General features: G+C 63.8%; 15 protein-coding genes. All 15 read right to left on the bottom strand.

Annotated elements, in window-relative coordinates; genetic code table 11:
* On the bottom strand, positions 1–551 hold a 551-nt coding region (locus BMX92_RS02430), incomplete at its 3' end, for a hypothetical protein (protein ID WP_143066711.1).
* 27 nt (positions 552–578) lie between these two features.
* Positions 579–4,499: a hypothetical protein gene (locus BMX92_RS02425; RefSeq protein WP_093011195.1), complete on the bottom strand. Its 3,921-nt coding sequence runs from the start codon at positions 4,497–4,499 to the stop codon at positions 579–581.
* A complete protein-coding gene (locus BMX92_RS02420; RefSeq protein ID WP_093011192.1) occupies positions 4,496–10,315 on the bottom strand; it encodes a hypothetical protein in 5,820 nt (1,939 codons plus the stop codon). The genes BMX92_RS02425 and BMX92_RS02420 overlap by 4 nt, the downstream gene beginning before the upstream one ends.
* A gap of 108 nt (positions 10,316–10,423) precedes the next feature.
* A complete protein-coding gene (locus tag BMX92_RS02415) occupies positions 10,424–10,714 on the bottom strand; it encodes a hypothetical protein (protein ID WP_093011189.1) in 291 nt (96 codons plus the stop codon).
* Positions 10,715–10,777: 63 nt separating this feature from the next.
* On the bottom strand, positions 10,778–11,191 hold the full coding sequence (locus BMX92_RS02410) for a phage tail assembly chaperone (RefSeq protein ID WP_093011186.1): 414 nt from the start codon (positions 11,189–11,191) through the stop codon (positions 10,778–10,780).
* A gap of 17 nt (positions 11,192–11,208) precedes the next feature.
* Positions 11,209–11,631 (bottom strand): hypothetical protein, encoded by a 423-nt coding sequence (locus BMX92_RS02405; RefSeq protein WP_093011183.1) that lies wholly within the window; start codon positions 11,629–11,631, stop codon positions 11,209–11,211.
* 110 nt (positions 11,632–11,741) lie between these two features.
* A complete protein-coding gene (locus BMX92_RS02400) occupies positions 11,742–12,191 on the bottom strand; it encodes a hypothetical protein (RefSeq protein ID WP_093011180.1) in 450 nt (149 codons plus the stop codon).
* A gap of 65 nt (positions 12,192–12,256) precedes the next feature.
* Positions 12,257–12,433, bottom strand: coding sequence for a hypothetical protein (locus BMX92_RS27260; protein ID WP_177184904.1), 177 nt, complete (start codon positions 12,431–12,433; stop codon positions 12,257–12,259).
* A 13-nt stretch (positions 12,434–12,446) separates the two neighbouring features.
* The gene (locus BMX92_RS02395) at positions 12,447–12,854 is read right to left on the bottom strand and encodes a hypothetical protein (protein ID WP_143066710.1); all 408 of its coding nucleotides are present in this window, start codon (positions 12,852–12,854) and stop codon (positions 12,447–12,449) included.
* Positions 12,838–13,383, bottom strand: a complete 546-nt coding sequence (locus tag BMX92_RS02390) for a hypothetical protein (protein ID WP_093011174.1) — start codon at positions 13,381–13,383, stop codon at positions 12,838–12,840. The genes BMX92_RS02395 and BMX92_RS02390 overlap by 17 nt, the downstream gene beginning before the upstream one ends.
* Complete coding sequence (locus BMX92_RS02385) at positions 13,383–13,730, bottom strand: head-tail adaptor protein (RefSeq protein ID WP_093011171.1); 348 nt, start codon at positions 13,728–13,730, stop codon at positions 13,383–13,385. Before BMX92_RS02385 ends, BMX92_RS02390 begins: the two co-directional genes overlap by 1 nt.
* The gene (locus BMX92_RS02380; protein ID WP_177184903.1) at positions 13,727–14,305 is read right to left on the bottom strand and encodes a head-tail connector protein; all 579 of its coding nucleotides are present in this window, start codon (positions 14,303–14,305) and stop codon (positions 13,727–13,729) included. Before BMX92_RS02380 ends, BMX92_RS02385 begins: the two co-directional genes overlap by 4 nt.
* 4 nt (positions 14,306–14,309) lie before the next feature.
* Positions 14,310–14,999, bottom strand: coding sequence for a hypothetical protein (locus tag BMX92_RS02375; protein ID WP_093011165.1), 690 nt, complete (start codon positions 14,997–14,999; stop codon positions 14,310–14,312).
* A 10-nt stretch (positions 15,000–15,009) separates the two neighbouring features.
* Positions 15,010–15,456 (bottom strand): hypothetical protein, encoded by a 447-nt coding sequence (locus tag BMX92_RS02370; RefSeq protein WP_093011162.1) that lies wholly within the window; start codon positions 15,454–15,456, stop codon positions 15,010–15,012.
* 20 nt (positions 15,457–15,476) lie between these two features.
* Positions 15,477–16,775, bottom strand: a complete 1,299-nt coding sequence (locus BMX92_RS02365; protein ID WP_093011160.1) for a phage major capsid protein — start codon at positions 16,773–16,775, stop codon at positions 15,477–15,479.
* Between the last annotated feature and the right edge of the window lie 74 nt (positions 16,776–16,849).

Here is a 16,849-nt window from a genome sequence, read left to right as displayed (position 1 = left end):
GCGCGCGAATCCACTGGATCGGTTTCATTGGCCCAGACATCCGTCACGCCCTGAATGGTTGTGCCGGGTCGACCAGTGATTTTCAGCGGCTTCTTCGGGTTCACCAATATGGGCTTGGCGAAATAGGTGCCGGGCGCCCCGTCGAGATCGCTATCCTTTGCCAGGATGGCTTCGCTCTGGTTCTTTGCGCAATCGTCCAGCCATTCGGCAGCGAGTTCCGAATTGTCGTCATTGTCGGTGCGGCCGCCCACCTCATTGAGCGTCAACTGGCCCCGCGTGCGCTTGATGGCGGGGGCGGTGACTACCGCGACATTGCCGTCCGCAATGACCTTTTGGCGCTCTATGCACGGCATATAGACGGTCTGACCGTTGACGTTCCGAACGGGATAATAGCCCAGGTCGCCGACCTTACCGCCCACAGCGTTGTAGCTGTCCGGATCGTCCTTTGATCCGGCCAGCAACATGACCTGACCATCGGCCCAGTCATTCTGGCGCGCCAGAATCGTGCCGGTACGATCCAGCAGCGACGAAAGCTGATCGTCGATCGCCATGCTTGTCCTTTCGAATTTATTTGGAGGTCAGGGCTGTTCGACAGCGATGACGGAGGTGCGCTGTGACTTGGCCGTGTTCATGATGCTGGAGCCGATCAGGCTCGGCTCGGAGAAGCTGGACCAGCGCAGGCGGATATAGACGCCCGCCAGGGCGCCGGGCGTCCACGTGAAGGTGCCGGCCGCGCTCATCGCCCACCGAACGATGTCCCTGACCGATGGATCGCCATCGACCCTGACAAACCGCTCGCTCTCATTGACGCCGATCGTCGTCAGGAACGTCCAGGCGGCGCCGTCGCTGCTCCACTCAAGCGTCAGCGTGCCGCCGCCCGACCCGGTGATCGCGCCAGTCCCCGCGCTGCACTCGTAATTATGCTGGAAGGTGGCCGACATGTTGACGTTGACCGGGCCACCATTGCTGGCGAACGGCCCCACAATGATGAAGGCCGTTTCGCTGATCGTGCTGGACGTGCCTTCATTCTTGAGCGTGCCGCTCGACAGCCCGCCGCCGAAATAGGCGCCGCCATCGACGCGGACAAATTTGATGGCGTTAGCCTGGGTGCATTCGGACAGGTCCGAAACGATCGGTCCGGTCCATTCGATAAACTGGTCTGTAGAGCCGAAAGGCTTACCTGTGATTGTCATCACAGACCCGCCGATGATTACCTGCCTGCCATCGCCAAATTCATAGCGGTCGCCAGTTCCGTTCGACACAACACGGAACCTCTCGGCGAGGACAGAGAAGTCAGATTGCTCCCCGTCATCATTAAGCAGCACTCCTGACACCACCGGTTCGCCACCCGGCCCCGAACGGGTGATGCGCACGCCCCAGCGCGCGCTGAGGCCATCGACGGACTCCATGAGGGTCAGCACTTCGGCCGTGTGGCCGTCGACGGTGGTCTGTACCGCCGACAGGAGTGAGGCCAGGGCGCCATCGGCGCTCACGCGCGCTTCAGCTTCCGTCTCCACCGCCGCCGATACGTCCGCAATATCGCTGGTCAGGGTCGCCGCCAGCGCCTGACGGGCCGTCACTTCGGCGGCGTCCGCACTGGCGCGGGTGGTCGCCTCTGTCGTCAAAGCGGCATTCAGATAGGCGTCGGCGCTTTGCAAAGACGATATCGCCGCCTCGCGCTGGGAGGTTTCTGCGGCATCAGCTGTCGCCCGCGTCGTCGCCTCGCTCGCTATCGCCGCCTCCAGATCGGTGACATGGCCGTCCATGGTGGTGGTCAGGGCCGATATCGCCCCGTTGCGCGCCGTCGTCTCTGCCAGATCGGCGCTGGCGCGCGTTGTGGCCTCCGACGTGATCGCGGCCATGGCGGCGCTGATCTGGCCGTTGACGGTGGTTTGCAGCGTCGAAATCGCCGTGTTGCGCGCGCTGGTTTCGGCCAGATCGGCGGTGGCCCGCGCGGTCGCCTCATCCTCGATCGCGGCATTGGCGTCGGCAATGTCGCTGGTCAGGGTCGCCGCCAGCGCCTGGCGGGCCGTCGCTTCGGCGGCATCGGCCGTGGCGCGGGTGGTCAACTCAGTGGTCAGCGCTGCATTCAGATAGGCGTCAGTGCTCTGCAACGACGATATCGCCGCTTCGCGCAGGGCGGTTTCAGCCGCATCGTTGGTCGCGCGCGTCGTGGCCTCTGTGACGATCGCCGCGTTCAGGTTGGCGTCGGCGGTCTGGAGCGTCGATATGGCCGCCTGCCGGGCCAGCGTCTCGGCGGCATCTGCCGTGGCGCGGGTGCTGGCCTCCGACGTGATTGCCGCGCGCGTCACGACCATGTCGCTGTCGATGCGGGATACGGCAATCTCGCGCTGCTCTGTCTCCGCCGCATCGGCGGTAGCGCGGGTGGTCGCTTCAGTCGAGATTGCCGCCGTGACGACGTCGATCTGACCATCAACCTCCGTCCGCAGCGTGGAAATCGCCTGCGTCCGCTGAAGCGTCTCCGCCGCATCCGCATTCGCCCGCGTGATAGCCTCGCTGGCGATGGCTGCGGAGACGAAATCAATCTGCCCGTCGACCTCTACGCGAAGCTCTGAAATCGCCAGCTCGCGCTGCTCTGTTTCGGCCTCGATCGCATTGGCGCGCGCGATCGCTTCATTCTCGATCTGGCTTTGCACGATCGCATTGCCGTCAGCCATTTCAGTGCGAACCTCGGCAATCAGCACCTCCCGCGAAAGCGCTTCTGCACTGTCCGCAGTGGCCCGCGCGGTAGCCTCTTGCTGGATCAGCGCCCGCACGGCCTGCTGATCGACCGTCATGACCGCTTCCAGCGTCACGATGTTGGACGCCAGCGCCTCATCGCCTTCGACGCGCGCCACAGATTCCTCTGTGATCTTGGCGCCGACGGGGATGCCGCCCATATGCGTCAGGTCATCAAACCGCTCGCGACGCTCCTGATTGAGGATCATCTGCTCAAGAGCCGCCATGTCGGCCGATCGCGCCCGATTGACCAGCGCCTGCGCCCCGGCCACGATATCGTCGGCGCTGGTGGCCAGCGCCAGCGCCTTGACCGCATCGGCCAGCGCCTGCGCACCGCTAACAATCTCCGCCGGGTCGGTGGTAAGGCCCAAAGCTTTGAGCGAGGCTGCCACGTCCTGCGCCGGCGTATCGCCAACATTGGTGTCATCCGGCGCGCCGACAGTCGCATTGTCATCCGGCTTCGTGCCGTCAGGGTCGCTGACATTCTCCCAAGGCACCGTGATGTCATCGCCGCTGACGATCGGCGCAACCTTCGCCGCCGCGCTCAGCCCCTCGATCGACAGGGACAGGGTGCTGACATTCTCCCCGACCTCGATCGAGAAATCCTTGAAGAACCCATAGACCGTGACGCTTTCCAGCGCGTCGTCACCGATCCAGAGCGATGGCAGCGCGCGCACATTGGCGATCCGCCCCGCCACGATATCGAGTGCGGCCGTGTCGATCAGCCCCCGCACTGACATGCGTTTTGCCCAGGCGCGTTCGACCAGCGTCACTTCGCCGAAATCGTCGGTTTCCTTGCGGCTATAATCCGTGATGGCCGCCGTGGGCGACGATTCGGTCAGGCCTAGCCCGACCAGCTGGCCCATCAGCAGCGTGCCCACCGACAGGTCGCCCGCGCCCCAGATCGTGACGGTGATGGTTCCGACTGTGACGGGCAGGTCAAGAAATACCGTCGCGCCGGGCGACGACGCCACTACCTGCGTCCGGTCATAGCCTGCCGCCTCCACCCGCACGGTGGCCGCCGTCACGTCCAGCAGCGCGACCGCATTGACCGAACCGATCGGATCGAGACGGACGACGATCGGCGCGTCAGCCTCGCTCAGTGACCCAAGCGCCTGGTCGAACATCGCCCACCGGTTCGTTGGGCCTATGTCGATCCACAGCGCCGACGCGGTCGGATCATTGCCGGCGTTGGCGTCGGCCGCGCTCTCATAGATGCGGTGCGTCGCCGCCACCATCACCCGCGCGCCCAGCGCATAGGTCGCCGCGCCCGACCAGGCCGGATAATCATCCTCGTCTATGGTGGAGGACACCAGCACCGCATCGGTGACCGTGACGGGCTGCAACAGGCGCAGCGTCGACGCCCGATGATCCGGCGCCGGATCGGTGCCAGGGTCCGGATAGGCAACGTCCTGCGCCAGCCCCTCTATGGTCAGCGTGCAATAGCTGACTGGAGGAATGGCAAGGTCTAGCGAAAATTCCTTGTAGAAGCCGGTAAAGGACAGGGCGTCAAAGCGATCATCGGCCACCCAGCGGGCGGGCGTGGCGCGCAGGGCCGCCAGCTGGCGCTGGACGGCGTCGACATCGTCCGTATCGACCTTGACCCGCACCGACATGGTGCGCGCAAAGCCGCGCGGAACGACGGTGGTGACGCCGAAATCATCGGTTTCGCGGCGGCTATAATCGACGATGCCGATCGTCGGCGCGGCTTCCGTCGCGCCGATTTCGATGACGGTGCCGCCGTCCAGCTCTACCCTCATGCAGCGACACCCGCCACGCTGACCGCTTCGCCGCCACTGGCCGACGTGACATTGTCCAGCGTCTTCTTCATCGACCCGGTGTTGGCGGCGATCTGCGCCTGACCGCTATTCATATCGCTGCGCATCTGGGCGACTTCCTGCCGCAGGCTTTCTACTGCCGCCGCCACATCATCATTGGCCGCACTGGACGCGGTCGATGCGGTGCTGGCGGTCGATGCGGCGGCCAGCACCGCGCTGGTGGACGTGGCCCCGCTGGCATCCGTGCTGGACGATCCATTGGCCGCCGTGATGACATCATAGACCGATTGCAGCGCGGCGGCCGTCTGCGCCTTCACCCTGTCCAGTTCCTGCCGACTGGTGGCGTTCATCTCGGCGGCGGTCAAAAGCGCCTGCGAGAGGCCGGGCAGGGAGGATGCCGCATCCTGATCTCCCGCCTTGGCGGCCGTGGTGGCGGCATTGAACTGGCCCAGCAGCGTGGCGAAGCTGCCCGTGGCGCTGCCATCGGTGATGCCGCGAATACGGTTGACCTCATCCAGGATGCTGTCACCGACCGAAGTCCAGGCGTCCTTCAACTGGGCAGCGGCGTCGGCCGCCTCCTGCGCATCCTGCACCGCCCAAATCTGTTCTTGCAGGGCGCGATTGCTCGCGTCCAGCTTGGCCAGGTCGAGCGCGCGGATGGCGTCCGTGTCGCCCTGCAATTCCAGCAACTGGCGTTCCAGATCAGACCGCTCGGACAATATGTCGGCGGCGCTTTTCGCCCCGTTCAGCGCCGATTGCAGATCCGCGAAGGCAGGCGCCAGTTGCAGCAGGGTCGCATAGGTCGACTGACCGGCCGCCGTCGTCAAATCCTGCGCCTCGACCAGGGCGCGGAAGCCCGCCAGCGTATCGGGCATGGCCAGACCCAGACTGTCGAACACGGTGGCGAACTGCGCGGCCTGCGCCGTGGCCTGTTCTTCCTTCGTGTAATAGGCCTCGAAATAGCTGTCGACGGCGCTGGTGAAGTCGCTGACGCTGTCAAAATAGTCGGCTAGCGACATTTTGAGATCGATGCTCATGCCCACCGCGCCGGAACCCAGCAGCCCCAGCGAGGCGGTGACGCTCTCCACCGTGGATGCCACCCGCACCAGCGTTTCGAACAGGCCTTCGCCGACCTGCTGGAACTGCGCGATGGTCGGGAAGGCGGCTTTGGCCATGTCGTCGGCCGCCGCGCCGAACACGGCGTTCAGCTTTTCCTCGATCTCATCGCCCGTCAGGCCCTGCAAATCGATCTTGCCGATGCTGACCACAAAGCCATTGAGTTTTTGCGATATTTCATCGGTCGACGCGCCCAGCGGCCCGGCAGCGGCAAGGATCGCGTCGTTGAACTGGCGCAGGATCAGCGTGAACTGATTTTCCAGTTCAGCATCAGCATCGCTATATTGCGTCGAATATTTGGTCGACGTGGTCAGGCCGAAGAATTTCTTCTTTTTCTTGATGTCGCTGTAATAGGAGGCGTCATAGCCGCCCGACAGGATATCCTCCAGCGTCTGCGCGCCGCCATAGAGGCCGCTGCCGATGACCGTCGTCTTGGTGCCGAACAGGCTGCCCAGCAGGCCCCCGATGACGGGAATGTTGGACAGCACCGAACCGATCGCGTTCGACTTGAAGCCTTCCGCCACGCCATCGGAGGCATTGACGTTGTCCGTGCGCAGCACCAGCGAGGCGAAACCGCCTATCTGGCTCTCGATCGAACTGAGCGAAGCGGCCATCTGCCGCGAATAGGTCAACATCACCGTGTCGACTTCCTTCAGCGCGTCGATCGACCGCTTGATGCTGTCGGACTTGGCCGTCACATCGCCCAGCACGGTGCCGGTGCCATCGTTCGCCTTCTCCAGCGTATTCTTGTTGCCGCCGAACGACCCGGCGATGGCGACGCCGATCGAGGCCAGGGCGGCGATCGTCGCCGCGCCGGCAGCCAGGTTGAGGGGGAAGGGCAGGGAGGATATCGCCGTGACTACAGCTTCAACGGCCTTGGTCGCGGTGCGCGCGCCGCTCTTGGCGATCGAGGATGCCGTTTCGATGGCATCCTGCGCCATGGCGCGCACCGACAGGGCGAACTCCACCGCGCGGAACGCCTTTTCGGCGGTTTCCAGCGCCTTGTAACCGTCCGAACCCTCTTTGAAAAAGCCCTTGGCGGCGCTGGACATGTCGCCATACAGGCCGACCTGCGACGTGGCGGTCTGCGCAAAATAGCGGGCGTTGGCGCGCTCGATCGCTGCCTGATCGTCCCCGGCGGCGCGGACGCGGGCGGCGCGCTCGCTCTCCAGACGCTCGGCCGTCGCATGATAATCCGCATAGATCGACGCCATGTCGCCGATCGCCTGACCCACATCGCCAAAGGCGTCGGCCATGCCGCGCGCGGCGGTGGAAATATTATTGGCGAAAATGTCCCACTGATCGGCCGCAAAGGTCAGCGAGTCATTATAGCTATCCTGTGCCTGCCGGTTGCGTTCAGTCGCGTCGGCGATTTCCACCTGACGCGCGACATAGGCCGCCGCATCCGCCGGGTCATAGAGCTTGGCCTTGGCTTCTTGTTGCGCTTTCAGCGTGGCCAGCTCATGGACGCGGGCGGCATCGGTCGCGCCGATCAGCGACAATTCCTTTTCCAGCGTGGCCAACTGGTCGGCGCCAGCGGCCATGTCGCTATTGAACTGCCCTTTGCGCTCTGCGGCGGTCAGTCGCTCGCGGGCGCCGCGCTGATCGTCCAGCGCCTGCTGCGCCGCCTCGACCTCCTTCGCATAGCCACGCTGCTGCGCCACCTGAAGGGCGGCCAGCAGGGGCAGGTCGGCAATCTGGTCGCGGACCATCGTCGCGGCCCGCTCCGCCGGGATCAGGCCCGCCGATACCATCGCATTGACCTGTTCCTGCGCGCTGGCCTGTTCACGGGCGGCCAGCGTATTCTTGGCCGCGTCGGCAACACGCTGCGCGATGGCGAGCCGGATTTGCCGTTCCACCATCGCCTCAATATCGCCGCGCTTCTTGATCGCCGCGCTCTCGGCCTTCACGCGCGCTTCGGCGATCAGCGCCGCCGCGCCGGACACTTTATAGGCATCGGCCAGCGCATAGAGATTGCGGATTTGCGCTTCGGTGGCCTCCGCCTCGCGCGCCAGCGATTCCGCATGCTTGTCGGTTTTCGGCTTTTCGGGATCGAGATAGCCCTTTTCCGTGGCCTGCGCCTTGATGCGCGCGCGGGCATTGTCCTGCGCCTGTTTGACGATCGCATTCGACGCAGCCGACGCCATGTTGCCCAGATAATCGACGCTCGTGGCCTTGATCATCTCATCCTGCAAAGATTTCCCCAGCGACTTCGCCACACCAGCATATTGATTTTCCACCTTGTCGATCTGGGGCGCGCTGAGCGTGGGGAGCTTCAGCCCGACCTTTTCCAGCACACCATTGGCGGTAGAGATAAAGCCGTTGAGCGCATCGACGGACGATTGAACCATCCAGTTGATAGCGCCGATGCTCATATTGACCGCGCTGTAGAAGAGGTCACCCATCACAGCGGGGAATGCAGACCATGTCTTGCGAACAGCGTTGAAGGAGGCGACATAATAGCCGATGATGAAATTCGCTGCGGTTTTGACACCAGAGCCGACCCATGCGGTCCACTCTTTCATCACGTCCCAAACCTTGGTCACAGCCGGGCCGATGACGCCCCAGATCGCGGACCCGGCAACCTGAAACACGGCCTTGGTGGTGTCGCCGAAGGTCACCGTCACGTCGTCCAGATTGCGGATTTCCTTGGCGGTCAGGCCCAGAGATTCCGCATATTTCTTCATGTCCGCGCCTTCGTTCGCGGTGTTCTGCAACAGCTTTATGCCACCCGCTACCAGCGCCAAGGGGGCGGCAACGGCAGCAAGGCCGATCAGCCATGGAGCGAGCGCCGCCGTTGCAGATGCTGCGGCGGCGGTCGACGCTGCTGCGGCGGCGGCCTGCGCCGTTGCCAGTTCGGCGGCGGCGGCCGTGGCAAGCTGAGAAGCCCCGGCGGCCGCCGCTTCCGCGCCAACGACAACACCCTGTGCAGCCGCCAATTCTGCTGCGGTAGCAGCTGCTGCCGTCTGCGCTGCGGCCAGCGCGGCAAGGGCGGTTGCATCCGCCACAGCACCGCTCGCCACAGCCGCTTCAGCAAGGGCCAGCGTATCTTGGGCGACGGCATTGCGTGCCGCCGCCGCGGTAGCCGCCTCATTGGCGACGGCCAATTCTGCTGTGGTGATGGCAGCGGCCGAACCGGTCGTTGCTGCCGCGATCTGGGCTGCTGCCTGCGCCGCTTCCGCTTCAGTCAGGGCCGCAACGGCGGCTGCGGTCGGCGTCGTGACGATGGCCAGACCAAGGATGGCTTTCACCATGTCGCCGACGCTGGCCCCCGTCTGCATCATGATGCCGCCCAGCTGCGAACCCTGTTGCATCAGCACGGTCAGCGGCTTTTGGCCACCTTGCAGGCTCACGATGATATCCTGAAGCTGGAAGGCGATGTTCGTCAGGTCATTGGCCGACAGCTTGGACTGGCGGCTGACATCATCCATCCCGTCATTCTGCCGCGCCTGTGCGCGTGCGACCTCATCCAGGCGCTGACCCAATATGGTCGAGCTGCGCTCATATTCTTCCTGTCCGATCGCGCCGGCACGATAGAGGCGTACCGCTTCTTCCAGTTCACGGCTCAGGCGCTGTTGCGCGCCAAACAGCGGATCGACCGACGATCGCAGGGAGAGGACGGACGCATCCTGCGCCGCCTGCGCCGCAGCGGCCTGACGGGCGGCCTCTGCCGATTCCCGACTGGCATCGGCCAACCGACGCTGTTCGGCCTCCAGGGCCTGCGCTTGCGCGGTCGCCTGCGCATAGGCTGCACCGGCGGCCCGGATGCGCTCTGCCTGATCACCAAGGCCTGCGCCATCAGCATCGGCGGCGCGCTTGGCGACCTCCATCGCGCGCAGCTCGGCCGCATTCTTGCCGATGGCGGCCGTCTCCGCCTCCAGCTTTGCCGCATAGCTGTCGGCCGCATTGATGGCGCTGGCGCGTTCGCGATCGGCCGCCGCCTGCGCCGCCTCGACTTCGCGAAGGGCCTTTGCGCCTGCGCGGGCACGGGCTTCGAACATCTGATAGGCGAAACCCGCTTCGCGCGCGGCCTTGGCTTCGGCCTCCAGCGACGCGGCGCGCTCGGCCGCCTCCAATTCGCGCAACGCCTTGGCGCCCTCACGCACCTTGGCCTGAAACATGTCATAGGCCCATGCTGCTTCGCGCGTGGCGGTGGCTTCGCGCTCGGCCGTCGCGATGGCCTGCGCTGCGGCGACGGCCTTATCTTCGGCAGCCGCTTCCGCCGCCTGGCTGGCCTTGCGTGCGGCGGCAAATTCCTTTTCGTACAGCGCCAGTTCTTGCGCGCGCAGGCGGGTGGCCAGTTCGGTCAGGCCCTGCTGTTCCGCTGCCAGCGCGGCAGCCTCCACCTTCATCGCGCGCATTTCCTCGCGCGTCTTGCCGAACGATGCCGCCTGTCGCTCCAACTGGCGCGACAGGCTTTCGCCAGCCTTTTCGGCACGGGCCGTCTCGCGCGCGACGATCGCCATGTCGCGGGTTGTGGCGTTGCTGAAGGACGTGACCTGCGCGGTGGCGCCGCCCAGATTGATCATCTTGCCCGTGGCCGCCTCGATCCGGGCCGCTTCGGCGATGATCTTGCCTTCGGTGCTGTCCATCGCGGCCTGCAACTGGCGCAGGACATCGAACGAACCTTCAGGGTCGATCGCAAAACCGACGCCAAGGCCGGGGCTGTCGCTGTCGTCCATCCAGAAACCCCACGCCAAAAAAGGCCGCCGGGACCATCCCGGCAGCCTGATCGAAACCGCAAAATATTGTTCAGCCCGTCAGGGCCGCGTCGTCACCCGCTAAAGTAGTCAGGTGGTATGTTGGTGCGTGTACCCGATGGCGTTTCCATCAGGGTCGACCAGAATTGCATAATGTGCTGACCGCCTGCCGGATATCTTCATCCACTGATACAGCATATTGCCGTTTGCGGCTGACGAAATGGAGTTCGGCTTACCCACCTTTTGAATGAGGGAGTTTATCGGCTTCCCGCGAATATCGCCCAGGGCGAAGAAAGCGTCGGCCATTTTGTTGCGACCGAATTTCGAAAAGAACATTATGATGAGTGGCAACAAGACGATGCCGATAATGATTAGACCCATATGTCTCCCCGCTCCATGATGAGGCGGCGAACCTAAAACAATTTCCGCCGGTCGCAACCGAAGTCAGCCCAGCAGCATCTGCAACCGCTGAACCTCGACTTCCTTTTCCCGATCGGTCACTTCGTGACGCCAGGGCGCCGGGCAATTCTCGCTCTCCGCCTTGCGCCCCTCCGCCACATAGGAAACGGACAGCGACCGCAGCAGCCGGGCCTCCCAGGGCGACAGGTCGATGGCGGTGCGGTTGCACCATGCATCTATGCTCTGCCAGCTGATCGGCCCGGCGCCCATGCCGGCGGCTTCGGTCAGGCCGATTTCCACCAGTCGGGTGATGATATGCGGCGCGGGATTGGGCGGCATCTGCGGAACGATCTTGTTCCGCTTCATCTGGTCTATCCGGCTGACCGGCGGCGGCTGATCTTTCGCCGCCGCCCGCTTGCTGCCCGGTGGTGGCTTCGGCGTGGCATTGAGCCACGCCATCTGCCGGATATAAAGGGTTAGTTCCCGGTCGAGCCGGGCTTGAAGTTTCCCCAGTCTTTCATCGCCTTGATGATCTGGGGCGGAATGAAGCCAAGCGTGCTGTCAGCATAGAGCGCCTGGAACAATTCCTTGCCCTTGAGCGTGCCAGCGGGCGGATAGGCCAGATTTTCGAACGAGACGGTCAATTCCGCCAGATCCTCGGCCTGTTCGGCGGCGCGCTGTTCGGGCGCGACGGCGGTATGCTTGCCGTCATTATCGTTCATGCGCTTCAGCACGCGGTTTGTCTGGCGCGCCTCGATCACGGAAAACTGCTTGGAGCTGGGACCGTAGATGACGATCTGCACCGGCTTGCCGTCCGTCGTATAGAGAAATTCGCCATCGCGGCCCTTGAGGTGAACGGCGGTGGTGTCGATCGCCGCCTGACTGGTAATGTCGAACATGGATATTTTCCTTTCGCGGGAAGGGTGCATCAACCCGCCCCGCAAACCCGCGATATGCGGGGCGGGTTGATGCGCATGAACCGGCAGGAGCGCCGGAAACTGGTGGATTGTTAGGTCGCGGCCACCTTGACGATCTTCGTGTTGATCTCGACCGTCGGCTTTGCCATCAGGATGCTGTCAGCGCCGCCGACATCTTCCGGCCACCCGAAAACACGGCTCTGGAAGAACCGCTTAGCGCCGCTCGGATAGATCACCCTGGTCGAATAGAGCGCATTATTGTCAGGTTCGGCGGCGGTCTTCATCAGGGTCTGACCGGCGTCCGCGTCGTCCAGCGCAATGGATGGCTGAAGCGAACCATAGTCGGTCGACCCCTTATGCTTTTCCCTCGGCCCCTTCAGGGGCTGGAAATCGACCTTGCCGGTGGAAGCACCAAGCGTGCCGATGGACTCTACGCCACCGACTTCGGTGAAGGTAAGCGCGCCGTAACCGGCCGCGTCGAAAGTGGCGGGGGCGGCGGCCGAAAAGGCGATCGTCGAACCCGCAGCAGTGCTAGAACCCATGATGATACTCCTGAATGGATTGCCGGATCAGCCGGCGAAAGCGTCCGCGCGGGCGGACAAGGTGATTAGGCCTTCTTGGTGTCGACCTTGGCGTCGGTGGCGCTGGCGGCCTCAACCAGGCCAGCGGCGGCATAGTTGGCGAACTCGCCTTCGGTCAGGTCGACAACGGCTTCGGCCGCGAACGTCTTTTCGGTGCCCGCATCCTTGAAATCGCGCAGCACCTTGGCCTTCTTGGTGGACATGTCAGTCTCCTGCTTAATCTTCCGCGTCCCAACTGACGCGGAAATCCTGTGTTTTCTCGAAGCTGTCGCCGGGGCCGTTCACGTCGGGACCGGTCCCGGCGCTCAGCACGGACACATTCTGCCCGCCGCCCAACTGACCGGTGCGAAAGGCGCAGAAGCGGCGCACCAGCGATATGATATCCTTGCGGTCGCGATGGCTGTCGGCCCGCACGGTGACCGACACGCGATCTGTGCGCCGCACCGGCCCGTTGCGCTTCAACGGCTGCCGGGCGACCGAACTGACGCCCCTGACCAGCAGGGCGGGGAGCGGGATGCCCTCTGGAAGTCGGCCCGCCCTGATGCGATCGGCGGGAACGACGGCAATCAGGTCTGCGCCCTCCAGCAGCAGCGCGCCGATGATGTCGCTACCCTCGATCGTCATGATCATCCTCCCGCCGCCCGATGATCCGGCCCTTGGCGATCCGGGCATTGATGTAAGACTGGGCGGCGCGGATCGCCTCGCCCTCTTTCACGTCCAGCGCCGGGCGCAGGAACGGGTGCGGCTGCGCGCCGGGATGCCAGACCGTCTTGCCGACGAACTGGCCGCCAATGACCAGCGATCCATCGCCACCGGCCTCGCGCACCTGCTGATTGATGCGCCGAATGCCGCGCCCGCCACGCTGCCGATCATCGACGGTAATGAAATGCGCGTCGGTCCCTTGCTCCAGCCACAGGCCGATCGACCAGCTGAAGCCCTTTTTCACCGTGATGGTGACGACGATGCGCCCGTCATCCATGCGGCTGCGGATGACGATATCGTCCGCTACCTCCTGCGATATGACCCGCGCCTTCGCCTCATCGGCAATGATCTTGCCACCCGCACGCGCCGCACCGCGCAATACGCTGGTAATCTGGGCTGGCAAGGCCGCCATGTAAGCGCGAACCTCACTCTTGCCCCTGACCTTAACCATCAGGCCGGATTGCCTGCTGGCCTATATTCCTCGACCATGAATTCCAGCGCCTCACGTCGACCCAGTTCCGCCGGGCCGGAGACGATCTGCATGATGCGGCTGCCGAAAATGAACCGCATGTCCGGAGTGATGTCCTCACGAAAGCGCATGCGCACCCGCGCAGGCCGCGCAGACATGTTTATGCCCTCGGCCAGCTTGTCACCTCGGCTTGGCAGCGCATCTTTTACGCTGGCCCAGACGGTGACGACAGGCTCCCATGCGCCAGAGCCAGCGCCGTCGAAGCCATTATCTGCGATCGGCCGCTCGATCCGAATGCGGCGATCTAGCGTCCCAGGGTCAAGCGTCACGCGCGATATACCCGATAGGGCTGCAACAGGGTTTCCACCCCGACAGACATCGGGATGACGGATGTCGCCATACTCATGTCAGATGCCGTCGTGCGAAAGCGATAGAGGTCACCGACCATCATCAGGATAGCGACGACAATCGGTGCCGGGACGGTTTCATATCCTGCACGGTAGGTGACACGAACCGATCGGCTCGGACCACGGCACAATTTCGTAGTGGGCCATGAATTGCCCCAAGCGGAGCCAATGACACCGCCGCGGAACTCATATGCTGAGGGATCAAGCACGCGCTCGATACCGCTGGCATCGTCGTACACAATGCCCTCGACCGAGAGTGTAGGTGGATATGGAAGCGAAATCTGCTCGTAAACGAACCCGTCCAATCCAGCTTCGAGCGTCTGGACACCAATCGCCCGTCCTAGCCAACCATCTGGGCCGTCGATATGCATGGTGGCGGCATCGATGAAGGCCGTAATCAGGAGGTCGTCATCGCCACCGTCCACCCGCAAGTGCTGTTTAGCCTGATCGACCGAAACGAAGCGTTCGGGTGGAACGGTGACGATGACGCGCCTCATCGGGTCAACCCTTGGTTTTGCCGGTCTTTGCCGGCTGTTCATCATCTTTGCTGCCGTCGCCAGCCTGGCGCACGGGGGTCAGCTGCGCTTCGAGGGAGGCGATACGATCGTCGCGCTTGTCCAGCTCTTCTCGCGCCGATTTATACTCATTCACGATGTCATCGTGCTGCGTCCGAAGTTCTGTCAGATCATTGGCCGCTCGATCGCGCGCTTCCAGCAAATCAGCGTTGTCCTTCCTCAACCGATCGATGTCGGCGAGCAAGCTGGTAGCCTTCTCCTCATGCGAACTATTCATATCGCGGAAAAGGTCGTTCCCGGTCGCCAACGCTGCTTTCAGCCGCTCGATTTCGGCTTCCAGCACGACGGCGGGAGCGCCTTCAACACCCGCTGCCGCTTCGACGAACGGCGCGCCGGGACCGGATGTTGCGCGTGGAGGCTGGTCCGTCATGACTTCGCCCGCACGCACAGCAAGGTCTGCGCGCCGTTCACCCGGGCGGACGACTTCGACAACGACCGTATCGGTGACGATCGGCAGGTGGTTAGCGTCGACCAGTTTCCCGTCGATGACATAAGCGGCAAGGCCTCGACCGACGAAATAGCGCTCGCTGGTCTCCTCACGAGTGACCTGCTCGCCTTTCTTAAAGGCCTCCGACGGCAAAGACTCCGTCCGATAGTCCACTAGGAACTCGATCATGGCAGCCTCCTTAGACCGTTTGCGCGACGGATGCCGCGTCATTGCTCGTGCCGTTGCCCGCACGGAAGTCCGTGCCAAGGATCAGCGCCGCCAATTGGGTCGCAGCCCCGCCAACCGTCACGGTCAGACGGAAATAGCGAAAACCCGCATTGCGATCGAAATCCTCCTGCCGGAGGTCGATCTGCGCCTGGCGATCGTTACCGCCAGCAGCGACCAGCTGGGTGATCTGGCTGCCCGGTACCACCTTGGCATTCGCACCGTTGCCGTCGGTCGCCTGCTCGATCTGGGCGTCGATCGTAGCATTCGCACCAAATGCGCCAATGCTGATGAGCGCCATGACCGTGAACAGCATCTGTATGTCGAGCCAAGGCGTGCTGACGGAGCCGACCGCAGCTACCCGAGGACTGATACCTCCGAGCAGCGCGATCCGCGACGACAGATTGAGATTGTGAAACATGGTCGTTTCTCCTCGAAAGGTCAGGCGCGCTCGGCGAGCGTGACGAAGTGAGACTTGGTCCGGCTGCTCTTGGGCATCTGGATCGGCTTCGACAGGACCGGTTGTCCGCCGATGCGGAACATCCAGCGGAATGCTGTCAGCGCGTAGTCGAAATAAAGATGGATCGACTCGGCGAAGGTAGCGGCGTTCTGTCGACGGAACGCCTCATAGCCATTCGGATTGACGAACTGGACGTCACCGCGCTGGCCCAGCGAAGGCGAGTGTTCGTTGAAGACGACAGGGCGGCCAAGGATCGCACCGCCGGGACTGTCGTGGAAATTTTCGAGCCAGACCGGACGCTTCGCCTCGTCGTTCAGGTCAGCCAGCGCCTCGACCGCTTCGCTGTTCATCAACCAGGTGGCTTGGCTCGGCATGATCATACGCGAGTAGAGCTGGAAGAAGTTGCGGCGCGTGAAGGACATGGCCGCCTGACCGACTTCCTTCGGCACCGTGATCGCGGCGGGCGACGCCATCCAGCCCAGCGGCTTTTCGATGCCATCGCCAAACATGAAGGCTTCGGCGACCGTCCAGCGGATGGCGGCCGACGCATGATTGGTCAACAGCCCGGCAACGCGGGGGGCATCCTGAAGCAATTCCTCGCTCGCCAGCACGAAGGCGTAGATTTCGTTCAGCTTGGTTTCGCGCGGCGTCAGCTGGGCGCGCGTGGGACGCATCTGCTCGGCTTCGACCCGCCAATAGGCCTTTACGCCGGTGGAACCCCATGGGGTGGTCTCGTCGCCCAGACCAATGACACGATTGGAGCCGGTTGCCTCCGGCGCGATCAAATCCATGATCGGATCATTGCCGCCGCCGAAGACCAGATCGGTAATCTGCTGGCGGAATTCGGGTGGCACAAGATAGCTGCCCATCTCGTCGCCGCCTTCCATATGGACGTTCGCGGGGGCGGCCAGACGATCGTCCATGCGGAAGCCCTGACCCGCTTGCGGATTGGCGCAGCGGACGGCCTGGGCAAATTCGGCCAGATCGCGGAAACCGCCGGTGTCGAGCGCGGCGCGCGGCTGCGCCGGCACGGTACCGGCGGGAGGCGCCTGCGACGGCGGTGTTTCGGCGGGCGAGGCTCCCACAGCCGCAGCGGCGGTCATGGCGGCTTCTGCGCGCTGGATCTGCGCGGTCAGGCGCGCCAGCTTGGCCTTGTCGTCAGCGTCGGCCGCTTCTTCTTCGGCCGTGAAGTCGCGATTTTCGTCGATTGCCGTCTGGAGACGCGCCTGTTGCCGCTGAGCGGTCGCACGCGCCTCCGCTTTCAGAACCGCAAGGTTCATGATGGATTTTCCTTTTCGTTGGTGGGTGGGCGTGCGCCCGCATCGAGCGGACCACAGCGGCCCGCCCGTCTTAC

The organism is Sphingobium sp. YR768 (assembly GCF_900111125.1).
Taxonomy (GTDB): Bacteria; Pseudomonadota; Alphaproteobacteria; order Sphingomonadales; family Sphingomonadaceae; genus Sphingobium.
This window is presented reverse-complemented; position numbering and strand designations above follow the sequence as displayed.

What these genes read in the sequence shown, in the direction of transcription:
- BMX92_RS02380 (WP_177184903.1), bottom strand. Translation starts at nt 14,305, where the DNA reads ATGAGGCGCGTCATCGTCACCGTTCCACCCGAACGCTTCGTTTCGGTC.
- BMX92_RS02410 (WP_093011186.1), bottom strand. Translation starts at nt 11,191, where the DNA reads ATGGCGTGGCTCAATGCCACGCCGAAGCCACCACCGGGCAGCAAGCGG.
- BMX92_RS27260 (WP_177184904.1), bottom strand. Translation starts at nt 12,433, where the DNA reads ATGTCCACCAAGAAGGCCAAGGTGCTGCGCGATTTCAAGGATGCGGGC.
- BMX92_RS02415 (WP_093011189.1), bottom strand. Translation starts at nt 10,714, where the DNA reads ATGGGTCTAATCATTATCGGCATCGTCTTGTTGCCACTCATCATAATG.
- BMX92_RS02425 (WP_093011195.1), bottom strand. Translation starts at nt 4,499, where the DNA reads ATGAGGGTAGAGCTGGACGGCGGCACCGTCATCGAAATCGGCGCGACG.
- BMX92_RS02370 (WP_093011162.1), bottom strand. Translation starts at nt 15,456, where the DNA reads ATGTTTCACAATCTCAATCTGTCGTCGCGGATCGCGCTGCTCGGAGGT.
- BMX92_RS02400 (WP_093011180.1), bottom strand. Translation starts at nt 12,191, where the DNA reads ATGGGTTCTAGCACTGCTGCGGGTTCGACGATCGCCTTTTCGGCCGCC.
- BMX92_RS02375 (WP_093011165.1), bottom strand. Translation starts at nt 14,999, where the DNA reads ATGATCGAGTTCCTAGTGGACTATCGGACGGAGTCTTTGCCGTCGGAG.
- BMX92_RS02365 (WP_093011160.1), bottom strand. Translation starts at nt 16,775, where the DNA reads ATGAACCTTGCGGTTCTGAAAGCGGAGGCGCGTGCGACCGCTCAGCGG.
- BMX92_RS02390 (WP_093011174.1), bottom strand. Translation starts at nt 13,383, where the DNA reads ATGGTTAAGGTCAGGGGCAAGAGTGAGGTTCGCGCTTACATGGCGGCC.
- BMX92_RS02405 (WP_093011183.1), bottom strand. Translation starts at nt 11,631, where the DNA reads ATGTTCGACATTACCAGTCAGGCGGCGATCGACACCACCGCCGTTCAC.
- BMX92_RS02420 (WP_093011192.1), bottom strand. Translation starts at nt 10,315, where the DNA reads ATGGACGACAGCGACAGCCCCGGCCTTGGCGTCGGTTTTGCGATCGAC.
- BMX92_RS02395 (WP_143066710.1), bottom strand. Translation starts at nt 12,854, where the DNA reads ATGACGATCGAGGGTAGCGACATCATCGGCGCGCTGCTGCTGGAGGGC.